The organism is Klebsiella sp. OBRC7 (assembly GCF_000293135.1).
GTDB classification, from domain to species: domain Bacteria; phylum Pseudomonadota; class Gammaproteobacteria; order Enterobacterales; family Enterobacteriaceae; genus Klebsiella; species Klebsiella michiganensis.
The window spans coordinates 22352-34613 of sequence record NZ_ALNJ01000146.1 but is presented as its reverse complement, the minus strand read 5'-3'; the positions used below and the strand labels follow the sequence as shown (position 1 = coordinate 34613).

Genomic DNA, 12262 nt, shown 5'->3' with positions numbered 1-12262 from the left:
CGGGAAAACCCAAAACTTTAAACCGCTAACGCGCTGTTAGCGGTTTTTTTTTACCCCTGGGCGGACTAACATACAGGAAACCGCAGCCACGAGGAGTTACCGATGAAACTGTTCTACAAATCCGGCGCTTGTTCTCTTGCTTCGCATATCGCGCTACGCGAAAGCGGGCTGGACTTCACCCTGCAGGGCGTTGACGTGATGAAAAAACGTCTCGAAAACGGAGATGATTATCTGCAGATCAACCCGAAGGGTCAGGTACCGGCGCTGCTGCTGGACGATGATGTGCTGCTGACGGAAGGCGTGGCCATTATGCAATATATCGCCGATCGCGTGCCGGACCGCCAGCTGCTGGCGCCGGTGGGAAGCATTGCCCGCTATCAGACGCTGGAGTGGCTAAACTACGTGGCGACGGAGCTGCATAAAGGTTTTACCCCGCTGTTTCGCCCGGATACGCCGGAGGATTACAAACCGGTCGCTCGCGCGCTGCTGGACAAAAAAATGCAGTACGTGAATGAAAGCCTGGAAGATAAAGAGTGGATTAACGGGCACCGTTTCACTGTCGCCGATGGCTACCTGTTCACCGTGCTGCGCTGGGCGTACGCCGTGAAGCTGGATATGGAAGGCTATAGCAATATTGCGGCATGGATGAAGCGAGTTGCTGCGCGGCCTGCGGTAGCCGCCGCCCTTGAGGCTGAAGGGCTGAAGTGAAGCCGATGCTTGCCCGACGCAGGTCGGGCAAGTTGTTCTCACGCCTCTTAAAGCTGCGTGGCGCTGAAGTAGTGCTCCGGCTGCGCGATGCGATCCTGAGCCGCCACAACCTGTAGCTCATACTCCTGCATATTTTTTGTCGCCAGCATGATTTCATATACCGCGGCGGTCACGTGCTCCAGCGCATCGCGCAGTCCCGCGCCCTGCAGCAGCTTAACCAGCAGCAGCCCGCTGGTGACATCGCCGACGCCCACCGGCTGGCGCATGCCAAAATCAACCAGCGGACGGCTGATATGCCAGGCTTCCTGCGCGGTGACCAGCAGCATTTCGAAACGATCCATACTCAGCCCGGCGCGTGAGAGATGCTTCACCAGCACCACTTCCGGCCCCTGTGCAATCAGCTCGCGCGCGGCCAGCACCGCTTCGTTGACGTTCGCCACCGGATGCCCGCAGAGGATCTCCAGCTCAACCAGGTTTGGCGCAATAATATCGCTCGCCGGCAGCGCATAGCGTACATGAAACTCCGCGACGCCGGGCGCCACGATACAGCCCTTTTCAGGGTGCCCCATGACCGGATCGCAGAAATATTTCGCGGCCGGATTGGCGCTTTTCACCTGACGCACGATGCCAAGAATATGTTCGCCCTGTTCCGCCGATCCCAGGTATCCGCTTAATACCGCGTCACAGCGCTGCAGCTGGTTAATATCGGCAATCCCCTGAACAATTTCCGTCAGATGCGCTGGCGGCATCACGCAGCCGGTCCACTTTCCGTATTGGGTATGGTTGGAGAATTGTACGGTATTAAGCGGCCAGACGTTGGCGCCAAGGCGGCGCATCGGAAATTCAGCGGCGCTGTTGCCCGCATGGCCAAACACAACGTGGGACTGGATGGCGAGGATATTCTTCATCTTGATTACCTGAGAGCAAAAAATAAGGGGCGCGGTTTCCCACGCCCCTGCCTTTACGCAATTACTTCCAGCAGACCAGACAGTAATTTTTCTTACCGCGACGCAGTAAGGTGTAGCGACCAAAGAGACGGTCGGCATCGACAAATACGTATTCCGGGTCGGACTGTTTTTCGCCGTTGATGGTCACCGCATTGGATGCGATGGTTTTACGCGCCTGACCGCGGGACGGCTGCAGCTCAGAATCCACCAGCGCCTGCATCAGATCGGCGCCTTTATCCATTTCGATCATCGGCACGCCATCCTGCGCCAGCTGTTCGAAATCGGCCTCGCTCAAATCGCTCAGGTTACCGTTGAACAGGCTCTCGGTAATGCGTTTTGCCGCCACCAGACCTTCTTCACCGTGCACCAGGCGGGTCACCTGTTCGGCCAGCACATACTGGGCGCGCGGTGCTTTACCGCTGTTTTTGTCTTCTTCTTCCAGGGCATTAATTTCAGCCATATCCATAAAAGTGAAGAACTTCAGGAAGCGATAAACGTCGGCATCAGCGGTGTTGATCCAGAACTGGTAGAACTTGTACGGACTGGTTTTCTTCGGATCCAGCCACACTGCGCCGCCTTCGGTTTTACCGAATTTCGTGCCGTCCGCCTTGGTGATCAGCGGAACGGTGAGGCCAAAGACCTGGTTCTGGTGCAGACGACGGGTCAGGTCGATACCGGAGGTAATGTTGCCCCACTGGTCAGAACCGCCGATTTGCAGCGCCACGCCGTGCAGCTTGTTCAGGCAGGCAAAGTCGTAACCCTGCAGCAGATTGTAGGAGAACTCGGTAAAAGAGATGCCCTGGTCGTCGCGGTTCAGACGCTGCTTCACCGCTTCTTTGTTGATCATCTGGTTTACCGAGAAGTGCTTGCCGATATCACGCAGGAAAGTCAGCACGTTCATGCTGCCAAACCAGTCGTAGTTGTTGGCGGCAATGGCAGAATTTTCACCGCAATCAAAGTCGAGGAAAGGCGCGACCTGTTTGCGAATTTTATCTACCCACTCCTGCACGGTATCTTCAGTGTTCAGTTTACGCTCCGCGGCTTTAAAGCTCGGGTCGCCAATCAGACCGGTCGCGCCGCCCACCAGGGCAACCGGTTTATGGCCGGCCATCTGGAAGCGTTTCAGGCATAACAATGGAACAAGATGCCCCAAATGCAAGCTGTCAGCGGTGGGATCGAAGCCGCAATAGAGCGCGATCGGGCCTTGCGCCAGTCGCTCTGCTAACGCTTCTTCGTCCGTCACCTGGGCTATCAGCCCCCGCTCCTGCAATTGTTTAATCAAGTTACTGCTAGCCATCAAATTCTCCATCTATAAAACGACTGCACCTCTGCCGGTACACGACTTTTCGCCAGACGCGAAAAAAACATCTATACCCTAAATAATTCGAGTTGCAGGAAGGCGGCAAGTGAACGAATCCCGATGAGCTTACTGTAGTAAGTGATTCGGGTGAGTGAACGCAGCCAACGCACATGCAACTTGAAGTATGACGGGTATACGCAAAATTGTTCAAGCTGCATCGCCGCGGCAAGCATGTGAAAGCCCAGGGAACTTACTCAGGTAAGCGACAGAGCCAGGCAGGCGCAGCTAACAAAGATGCAGCTTGAAAAATGAAGCGTATAGAATAAAGCGCCGGGCCACGATGCACCAGCGCTTAACACAACATTTTTGCGTCCTTTATGGCGCCAGTCGGTCGATTTGCCAGCCGCCGTTTTGCCGCTGGTAGAGAAAACGATCGTGCAGACGATGCTCGCCGCCCTGCCAGAACTCCATCTGTTCGATACTGACGCGGAATCCGCCCCAGAAGCTCGGCAGCGGCACTTCGCCCTGCTGGAATTTTTGCTTAAGCTCAAGGAACTTACTCTCAAGGATGCCGCGCGCCGAGATACGGCTGGACTGCTGCGACACCCATGCACCAATCTGACTATCGCGCGGACGGCTATGGAAATATTTCACCACTTCCAGCGTTGAAAGACGTTCCGCTTTACCGATAACCATAACCTGACGCTCCAGCATATGCCATGGGAAAAGCAGGCTGATGCGGGGATTCTTTTCAATCTGATGGGCTTTGCGGCTGCCAAGGTTGGTATAGAACACCAGGCCTTTCTCATCGTAGTGCTTGAGCAACACGATGCGCTGGTAAGGCTGCGAGTTTTCATCGACGGTCGCGACAACCATCGCCGTTGGGTCAGCGAGCTTTGCGTCACAGGCCTGACGCAGCCAGCGCTCAAAGAGTGCCAGCGGTTCGGCAGGAAGATCGTGGCGGCGCAGGCCACCACGGGTATACTCACGGCGCAGGTGCGCGATTTGCTGCAATTCGTCGTTATCAGACATGGCAATTGAGAAAATAATCAAAGGGTAGCGTTATTGTGCGCCCCCATGGCTGAAATCTCAACGTTTGGCGGTTTGCAGCTGACAGTTTTCCAGCACGATACGGTCCCGTTTATAGACGGTGGCGCTATCGCCCTTCGACCAGAAGACGTAAACGCCATCGGTATAGCGCGCGCCAGAGGCGGAGAGTCCCTGCTGTAAATTGAGCTGCTGATTATCGTAAATAAAGCTGACCTGCTGGCGAGTATGATTGAGATGGACGGTCAACGGTTTCTGGTCACACTGATACTCGAGGGTGTCCGTATTCATCCGCTCGACAAACTGGTTGTAGTAGCTACAGCCCGCCAGCATAAAAGGTACAGCAAGAATAAGAATTTTTTTCATCAATTTGCCTTCGACTTTCCCGGTCCGGGAAGGCATAACGCCCTCCCTCAACGCTGTTCAGTTTACGAAGAAACCGCCGCGGGTGATTTCAGTTAACTCTGATTTTGCGGCGGATTAGCCGGAAAAATCGCGCCAAGCACGGAAGCTTGCGACGCGCCGGTCACGGAAGGGAGATTGCCGGGTAGTCCGGCAAGCGTCCGCCACGCCAGCCATGCGAAAGCCAGCGCCTCCATATCATCACCGCTGATCCCCGCCTCATCGGTCGTCGATACCTCGGTTCCCGGCAGCAGCGCCGCCAGACGGGCCATCAGCAGCGGATTGCGCGCCCCGCCGCCGCATACCAGCAGACGTTCACATCCCCCGCTGAGCAGCACCTGTTCACTGATGCTGACGGCGGTCAGCTCCGCAAGGGTCGCCTGAACGTCCTGGGCGCGAAGCCCCGGATAACGCGCCAGATGCTGCGACAGCCAGCCGTAGTTAAAGTATTCACGACCGGTGCTCTTTGGCGCCGGCAGCGCAAACCACGGATCGCTTAGCATATCCTGCAGTAACGGCAGCACAATTTTACCCTCGCTGGCCCACTGCGCGTCTTTATCGTAGGGTTTGCCACACTGACGCCACACCCACGCATCCATCAGCATGTTGCCCGGGCCGGTGTCGTAGCCGCGCACCGGCAGACCTGGCGCCAGCAAAGAGAGGTTGGCGATCCCGCCAATATTGAGAACCATTCGACGCTCAACCGGGTGCGCCAGCAGCGCGTGATGGAACGCCGGGACCAGCGGCGCGCCCTGCCCGCCGAGCGCCATATCGCGACGGCGAAAGTCCCCGACCACCGTCACGCCGGTATGCGCGGCAATCTGGTTATTGTCGCCAATCTGCAGAGTATGCGGCGCATCGCCTGCTGGCTCATGCCAGACCGTTTGGCCATGGCAGCCGATAGCGATGATGTCCGCAGCCTTGAGCTTTTCCTGAGCCATCAATGCCAGAACCGCATCGGCAAATAGCCGTCCCAGGCGCGTATCGAGACGCCCCAGCTGTGAAAGAGTCAGCTGCTGCCCCTGGCAGATGGCCAGGATATCTTCTTTAATCGCGATGGGGATGGGATAGGTCAGGCTGGCCTGCTGGGCAACCAGATTTTCATTAATTGCTGCGAGAACAACATCAACACCATCAAGGCTGGTGCCGGACATAACGCCGATAAAACGGCCTGATTTCATACGCTTTCCTTCATTCCATGACTCTCGTATATCCCCACACTCCATCATAAACGAGGGGGCAAAGCTACGCTGCTATAATACTTTTTAACAATACAAGCAGCGCTGCCGGTTCTTAGGGTAAAGAACTTGTGTTTAGTTTAGGTTGAGACGACTCTGATTATTATTTTTTGTATAGTCGTTGCATCTGCTATGCCAGCAGACGCTTAAATGCCATATAATTGGCTACAAGGAAGTTCAACAGAACGCTTCTTGGTGAACAGGAGATTCATAAATGATTTTACGTGTTTTGGCTGTCTCGATGATTGGTTTTACGCTTGCAGGCTGCGTCAGCAGCAGCGGCCTGTCCGGCGATGTTTACTCCGCATCTGAAGCCAAACAGGTCCAGAGCGTGACCTACGGCACCATTGTGCATACCCGCGCGGTGCAGATTCAGGGCGGAGATGACAGCAACGCCATCGGCGCCATCGGCGGCGCGGTGCTCGGCGGCTTCCTCGGTAACACCATTGGCGGCGGCACGGGTCGCTCCCTGGCAACGGCGGCAGGCGCTGTCGCCGGCGGCGTAGCCGGTCAGGGCGTACAGGGTGCGATGAACAAAACCCAGGGCGTTGAGCTGGAAATCCGTAAAGATGACGGTAACACCATCATGGTAGTGCAAAAGCAAGGCAGCACGCCTTTCTCCGTCGGCCAGCGCGTAGCCATTGCCGGCAGCGGCAGCCAGGTGACGGTCTCCCCGCGCTAAATCTTCTCTCTGCGGCCCGGACGGGCCGCTTATTGATACAAAATACGTATTATTTCCTCCGCGTAAATAAATAATTCATATATATTTATATTTTTCTTTTATACATACACTAATTTGCGCCCGCGCAATATTCTGCCCGTCGCCATCACGTATTCTCCACTCAGTATTATTTAAAAGCATTCACGACTACCTTGTCGTTTTACCTTCGCATTTCTCAGGGATGTTGACTATGCGCGTTAATATAAAAAGCTTACCCTACCGGATATTTATTTACGCTGTCGCGTGCGGTTTATCCATTGCCGTGGTTAATTTTATCACCACCTCATTAATTCATCGTATCTCTACAACATCATCCATGCTTTTCCCCGTGCTGACTATTTCGCTGATGGGCTTTCATATTATGATTGCCTGCTTTATGGGCATGAAATATCTGTGTGATAAAAAACAGCTGTACCTGGCCCCGATAGCCTTCGCGTTTACCTGCTCGGCCCTGCTGATGCTGGGAACGATAGGCAGCTATCCCGACTGGCTGGTCTGCGCTCAGGGGCGCGAGATCAATCAAAATGACGCGCTGATTTTTTATTTTTTCCGCAACATAATGATGGCTATTTTATTTATAGCGGCAATTTTTTTATATCGTGTCCGCCATCTCACCGCCCACTCAAGAAAAATTCACGGCGCGGTACTCATGAGTTGTTTTATTTTTATCAGCGCAACGCTCATATTATCGTGGGTCCATTCCAGCAACTCGTCGTTGCTAAGCATTGAATTCATTGATAACCTGACCTATACCTTTACGCCACTATGGCATAATCGCATTGGCTGGCTATTAATTATCATATGGTCATTAACGCTGATTTTACTTATCGGCCTGACTCGGTTGCGTAATATATTCTGGTACAGCGGCGCCTTTTTTTGTACCGCCTATATTTTTACGCTGCTGGTGCTGCTCTCCACGGTTAGCGGTAACGCTCACTCCTGGAATCAGGCGCGGCTTTTTGAAACGCTTAGCACCCTGTTTCTGATTTTAATTCTGCTTGGTGACGTTTTTATACTCTATCGTGAATCAAACGAAAGATACGTCCGCTCTTACCAGAACTCGATTCGCGATCCCCTGACCCGGCTGTATAACCGCAGCTATTTCTATGACACCCTGACTCAGCGATTGTCGAAGGCTTCCGCTTCACAGCCGCTGTCGGTCATCGTCTGCGATCTCGATCGCTTCAAGCGCATCAATGACACCTACGGTCACGTGCAGGGAGATAAGGTGATTCAGTTTGCTGCCAGCGTGTTGCAGAACAACGTGCGCCAGGACGACGCTGCCGCGCGTATCGGCGGGGAAGAGTTTGCCGTGCTGCTGGTGAATATCGGCGCCAACGAAGCGCTGGCAATCGCCGAACGTATCCGCCTGTCGGTCAGCGAGAAGCAGGAGGGATTACCGGAGAGAATGACCATCAGTATGGGCGTGTTCACCACGCAGGATGCGCACGTTTCGGCAGAAGAGTGCGTTAAGCGCGCGGATACCGCGATGTACGAAGCGAAAAACGGCGGGCGTAACCGCGTAGTGGTCTGGCATGAATGAATAAAAAAGAGGCCTTGAGAGTCCTCAAGGCCTCGCTAAGGTCAATCTTTTGCCTGGAGATCGAGAATGTTGTGTTCAAGTTTACGAATCAAATTAAGCAGCGTTTCCACTTCTTCCTTAGATACGCCGGCCAGAATCTCATCACGCGTTTTGCCGATAACCTCTTCCATTTCGTTAATCAAAGGCTCGGCTTTTTCGGTAAGCTTGATACGTTTTGCCCGCCGATCGTTAGCACAGGTCTGGCGAGAAATAAGCCCTTTCTCCTCCAGCTGGTCGAGCGTGCGAACCAGCGACGGCTGCTCAATACCAATGGCTTTCGCCAGCTGAATCTGCGACTGTTCAGGCGGCAGCTGGTGAATGTTATGCAGCGTGACCCAGTGCGTCTGCGTTAACTCCAGAGGTTTCAGGCGATGGTCGATTAGCGCGCGCCAGACGCGCACCAAACGTGCCAGATCAGAACCAAGTGGCGATTCCAATTTCATCTCCTTATAATTAGCTTGCTAAGTTATTATACTGATTTTAGAATAGTGTGCAGCATTTAAATTACCAAAACAAATGAATTACCCGATTCACTAAAATCAGAACAATGATTTACAATGTGAATAATCGCATAACCTGAACATTCTTCCTGCAACGGCAAAGGATTTTTGCTTGTGAAACTGAGTCTTAACACTGCCGGATTGTCGCTCCAGGACCTGGTGTTCGGCGCTTCTGTCTATTTCCCTCCCGTCTTTAAAGCCGTTTTGCTGGGCTTTTTTATCTGGTTGATTATCCACCGCCAGCTGCGGGACTGGATGTATGCAGGCGAGATTTGGCATCCCCTGCTAATGGACCTCTCCTTCTTTGCGCTCTCCGTCTGTCTGGCGCTGGTTTTACTGACTATCTGGTAATGTTCATTACATGAAGAAACTAAAATACTTATCCACGCTGCTGGTCGCCGCGCTGGCTATTATTGCCGCCTGGCTGGTCTGGAATTACTACACGCAATCCCCGTGGACCCGCGACGGCAAGGTCCGCGCCGAGCAGGTTGGCGTCACGCCGCAGGTTTCCGGCAGCATCCTGCAGCTTAACGTGCGCGACAACCAGCTGGTTAAAGCGGGAGACGTGCTGTTCAGAATCGATGACACGCCTTATAAAATCGCCCTGCTCAACGCCCAGGCCCAGCTCGACAAGGCTCGAGCTGAAGTTGCCCGCGCGCAGGCTGAACAGAAAAAAGCCGCCAGCGATGCCGCTCGCCGACGCCATCTCTCCGAGAATTTCATCTCCGCAGAAGATTTAGAAAACGCCAATACTGCGCTTAATACCGCTAATACTAACCTGGCAGCGGCTAAGGCCGTCGTGGGAGCCGCCCAGGCCACCCTCGATCATGCCCAATGGCAGCTCGCGCAGACCGAAATTAAGGCCCCGGTTGACGGCTGGGTAACGAACCTTTCGACCCGCGTTGGCGACTACGCAGCCGTAGGCCATCCGCTTTTTGCCCTCGTCGACAGCCACTCCTTTTACGTGATCGGTTATTTTGAAGAAACGAAACTGCGTAATATCCGTCCCGGCGATAGCGCGCAGATCGTACTCTATAGCAGCAAACAAAAGTTACAGGGTCACGTAGGCAGTATCGGACGCGCCATCGTCGACCAGAGCGTGGAGAGCGGCGGCGATCTGGTGGCGAACATTAAGCCGAATATTCCGTGGGTCCGTCTTGCCCAGCGCGTACCGGTGCGTATTGAGTTTGATCATTTGCCGCCGGATACCATCCTGGTCTCCGGTACCACCTGCACCGTAGCCATCGGCGCGCAATAATGAAGCTGCAGGCTCTGACGTGGCGCTCGCTCCCGTGGATTAAGGCCAACCGTCCGCAGTGGCGCTATGCCCTGCGTAACGGAATTGCCATGTGCCTGGCGCTGAGCGTCGCCTACTGGCTGAATCTTGACGAACCCTACTGGGCGATGACCTCCGCCGCGGTGGTCAGCTTTCCCACCGTCGGCGGGGTGATCAGCAAAAGCTTCGGGCGTATTGCCGGCAGCCTGCTCGGCGCCTGCGCGGCGCTGCTGCTGGCCGGACATACGCTCAACGATCCGTGGCTATTTCTGTTCAGCATTTCGGCGTGGATAGCCCTCTGCACGTGGGCCTGCGCGATGTTTACCAATAACGTCGCCTACGCTTTCCAGCTTGCGGGCTACACCTGCGCGATTATCGCTTTCCCGGTTATCAATATCACCGACGCGAATGAGCTGTGGACCATCGCCCAGTCGCGCGTCTGCGAGGTTATCGTCGGTATTTTGTGCGGCGGGCTGATGATGATGATCTTACCGAGCACCTCCGATGGCGCTACGCTGCTGACGGCGCTGAAAAACATGCATGCGCGCCTGCTGGAACACGCCAGCCTGCTGTGGGTGCCGGAAACGACCGATGCCATTCGCACCGCGCACGAGAGCGTGATTGGGCAAATCCTGACCATGAATCTGCTGCGCATTCAGGCCTTCTGGAGCCACTATCGCTTTCGTCGGCAAAATCCGCTGCTGAACTACCTGCTGCATCAACAGCTGCGAATGACCAGCGTGATTTCGAGCCTGCGGCGAATGCTGCTCAACTGGCCCACCGCGCCCGCCCGCACCCGCGAGATACTGGAGTCGTTGCTCAACGAGTTATCTCATGCCAACGCCGACGCCCTGAGCGTTGCCCGCATCATCGCTCCGCTGGCGCCGCCCGCGGACGCTGACTACCGGCATATCGCCTTCTGGAAGCGTCTGCGCTACTTCTGTCGTCTCTATCTGGTGAGCAGCCGCTGGCTCAGGCGCATCGAAAACGCCAGCGCGATAACCGAATTTAACGTACCTTCCGCGCCAGCGCTGGCCCGCCATACCGATCAGGCCGAAGCCTTATGGAACGGCGTACGCACCTTTTGCGCGCTGGTGATGGTCGGCGCCTGGGGAATTAGCACCCAATGGCAGGCCTGCGCCGCAGCCCTGACCCTGGCGGCGATCTGCTGCGTGCTCTATTCGGTCTCTCCTTCGCCGTTTAAGTCACTAACGCTGCTGATGCGTACCCTGATCCTGCTTTCACTCTTTAGCTTTGTGGTGAAGTTTGGCCTGATGGTGCAGATAACCGATTTATGGCAGTTCCTGCTGTTTCTGTTTCCCCTGCTGACCACCATGCAGCTGCTGAAACTCCAGATGCCTAAGCTCGCCGGACTGTGGGGGCAGCTGATTGTATTTATGGGGTCGTTTATTTCGGTGACCAACCCGCCGGTCTACGACTACGCATCGTTTCTTAACGATAATCTGGGCAAAATCATCGGCGTCGGCCTTGCCTGGCTGGCGTTCGCCATCATCAGCCCGGGTTCAGACGCGCGTAAAAGCCGCCGTCATATCCGTGCGTTACGGCGTCACTTTGTCGACCAGCTAAGCCGCCGCCCGCAGCATAGCGAGCATGAATTTGAATCGCTGGTTTATCACCACATCAGCCAGCTCAGCAATAGCCAGGATGCGCTGGCGCGCCGCTGGCTGCTGCGCTGGGGCGTGGTTTTGCTCAACTGTTCCCACGTGGTGTGGCAGCTTCGCGAGTGGGAAACCCGTTCCGACCCGCTATCGCAGGTGCGCGATTTATGTATCAGCCTGCTGCGGGATGTGATGAGCGAGCGCGGGGTACAGCAGCGGCCACTCGCCTCGACGCTGCAGGAGCTGCAGCGCATCTGCGACGCGCTTAATCACCACCACCAGCCGGCGGCCAAAGAGCTGGCGGCGGTTATCTGGCGACTATGGTGCGCACTGTCGCAGCTGGAACAGGCGCCAATTGCCGGCACCTTAACGGAAAGAACTACTTAATCACGCCGCAGGCGAACCGCTCACCGCCGCCGCCAAGGGGCTGCGGGCTATCGGACATATTGTCGCCTCCCACGTGAATCATCAGCGCCTTCCCTTTAACCTCATCCAGCGTTTTTAAGCGCGGCGCGACCACCGGCTGGGTTGCTTTACCATCGTTATTGACCACAAGGAACGGCAGATCGCCGAGGTGACCAGCGCCGTCGGGACCTTCATGCTTACCGGTTTTTTGCGGATCGTAGTGCCCGCCTGCTGCGCCAGCGGCGACGGCTTTACCCTCTTTAATCGCGGGCTGGCAGCTGCCGTTGGCGTGGATATGGAAGCCGTGCTCGCCGGGAGGCAGCGCCTTCAGGTCTGGCGTAAACTCCAGGCCTTTCGCGGTTTCGCTGATTTTAACGCTACCGATAGCCTGACCGACGCTCTGGCTGGTGACAAGATTGATATCGACGCTTTCACTGGCCGCCTGCGCGCCTGCGCACGCGGCCAGGGTAAGTATGGCGAGAATACATCGTTGCATAACACCTCCTTAATGGCTCTG

General features: G+C 55.4%; 13 protein-coding genes. 6 read left to right on the top strand and 7 right to left on the bottom strand.

What is annotated here, in order from left to right; translation table 11 throughout:
- Positions 1-102 precede the first annotated feature (102 nt).
- Positions 103-708, top strand: a complete 606-nt coding sequence (gene gstA, locus HMPREF1144_RS27865; protein ID WP_009654724.1) for a glutathione transferase GstA — start codon at positions 103-105, stop codon at positions 706-708.
- 47 nt (positions 709-755) lie between these two features.
- Here gstA and pdxY read toward each other — a convergent pair whose 3' ends face one another.
- From pdxY to anmK, 5 genes are all read right to left on the bottom strand, one after another.
- The gene (pdxY, locus tag HMPREF1144_RS27860; RefSeq protein WP_009654806.1) at positions 756-1616 is read right to left on the bottom strand and encodes a pyridoxal kinase PdxY; all 861 of its coding nucleotides are present in this window, start codon (positions 1614-1616) and stop codon (positions 756-758) included.
- A gap of 61 nt (positions 1617-1677) precedes the next feature.
- A complete protein-coding gene (tyrS, locus tag HMPREF1144_RS27855) occupies positions 1678-2952 on the bottom strand; it encodes a tyrosine--tRNA ligase (RefSeq protein ID WP_004851444.1) in 1275 nt (424 codons plus the stop codon).
- A 378-nt stretch (positions 2953-3330) separates the two neighbouring features.
- Positions 3331-3987, bottom strand: a complete 657-nt coding sequence (gene pdxH, locus HMPREF1144_RS27850; protein WP_004851446.1) for a pyridoxamine 5'-phosphate oxidase — start codon at positions 3985-3987, stop codon at positions 3331-3333.
- 57 nt (positions 3988-4044) lie between these two features.
- Positions 4045-4368, bottom strand: coding sequence for a C-type lysozyme inhibitor (mliC, locus tag HMPREF1144_RS27845; protein ID WP_014229593.1), 324 nt, complete (start codon positions 4366-4368; stop codon positions 4045-4047).
- 92 nt (positions 4369-4460) lie between these two features.
- Positions 4461-5585, bottom strand: coding sequence for an anhydro-N-acetylmuramic acid kinase (gene anmK, locus HMPREF1144_RS27840; protein ID WP_004851448.1), 1125 nt, complete (start codon positions 5583-5585; stop codon positions 4461-4463).
- A gap of 271 nt (positions 5586-5856) precedes the next feature.
- On the opposite strand from anmK, the gene slyB reads away from it, so the two are divergent.
- Together slyB and HMPREF1144_RS27830 are read left to right on the top strand one after the other, a co-directional pair.
- Positions 5857-6324 carry an outer membrane lipoprotein SlyB gene (gene slyB, locus HMPREF1144_RS27835; RefSeq protein ID WP_004851450.1) on the top strand — a complete coding sequence of 156 codons (468 nt, stop codon included), beginning with the start codon at positions 5857-5859 and terminating at the stop codon, positions 6322-6324.
- A 229-nt stretch (positions 6325-6553) separates the two neighbouring features.
- On the top strand, positions 6554-7906 hold the full coding sequence (locus tag HMPREF1144_RS27830) for a GGDEF domain-containing protein (protein ID WP_009654807.1): 1353 nt from the start codon (positions 6554-6556) through the stop codon (positions 7904-7906).
- A 41-nt stretch (positions 7907-7947) separates the two neighbouring features.
- Here the strand turns inward: HMPREF1144_RS27830 and slyA are convergent, their stop codons facing one another.
- Complete coding sequence (gene slyA / locus HMPREF1144_RS27825) at positions 7948-8388, bottom strand: transcriptional regulator SlyA (RefSeq protein WP_016810099.1); 441 nt, start codon at positions 8386-8388, stop codon at positions 7948-7950.
- Between the two features lie 171 nt (positions 8389-8559).
- On the opposite strand from slyA, the gene HMPREF1144_RS27820 reads away from it, so the two are divergent.
- Genes HMPREF1144_RS27820 through HMPREF1144_RS27810 form a run of 3 tightly spaced genes read left to right on the top strand, consistent with a single transcriptional unit; the run spans position 8560 to position 11727 of the window.
- Positions 8560-8796, top strand: coding sequence for a DUF1656 domain-containing protein (locus HMPREF1144_RS27820; protein WP_004851455.1), 237 nt, complete (start codon positions 8560-8562; stop codon positions 8794-8796).
- A gap of 10 nt (positions 8797-8806) precedes the next feature.
- Entirely contained in the window at positions 8807-9703 is an 897-nt protein-coding gene (locus tag HMPREF1144_RS27815; RefSeq protein WP_009654712.1) for an HlyD family secretion protein, read from the top strand.
- On the top strand, positions 9703-11727 hold the full coding sequence (locus tag HMPREF1144_RS27810; protein ID WP_009654701.1) for an FUSC family protein: 2025 nt from the start codon (positions 9703-9705) through the stop codon (positions 11725-11727). Before HMPREF1144_RS27815 ends, HMPREF1144_RS27810 begins: the two co-directional genes overlap by 1 nt.
- On the opposite strand, the gene sodC is transcribed toward HMPREF1144_RS27810, so the two are convergent.
- Positions 11720-12241 (bottom strand): superoxide dismutase [Cu-Zn] SodC, encoded by a 522-nt coding sequence (sodC, locus tag HMPREF1144_RS27805; RefSeq protein ID WP_004119475.1) that lies wholly within the window; start codon positions 12239-12241, stop codon positions 11720-11722. The two genes, HMPREF1144_RS27810 and sodC, sit on opposite strands and share 8 nt — an antisense overlap.
- Positions 12242-12262 lie beyond the last annotated feature (21 nt).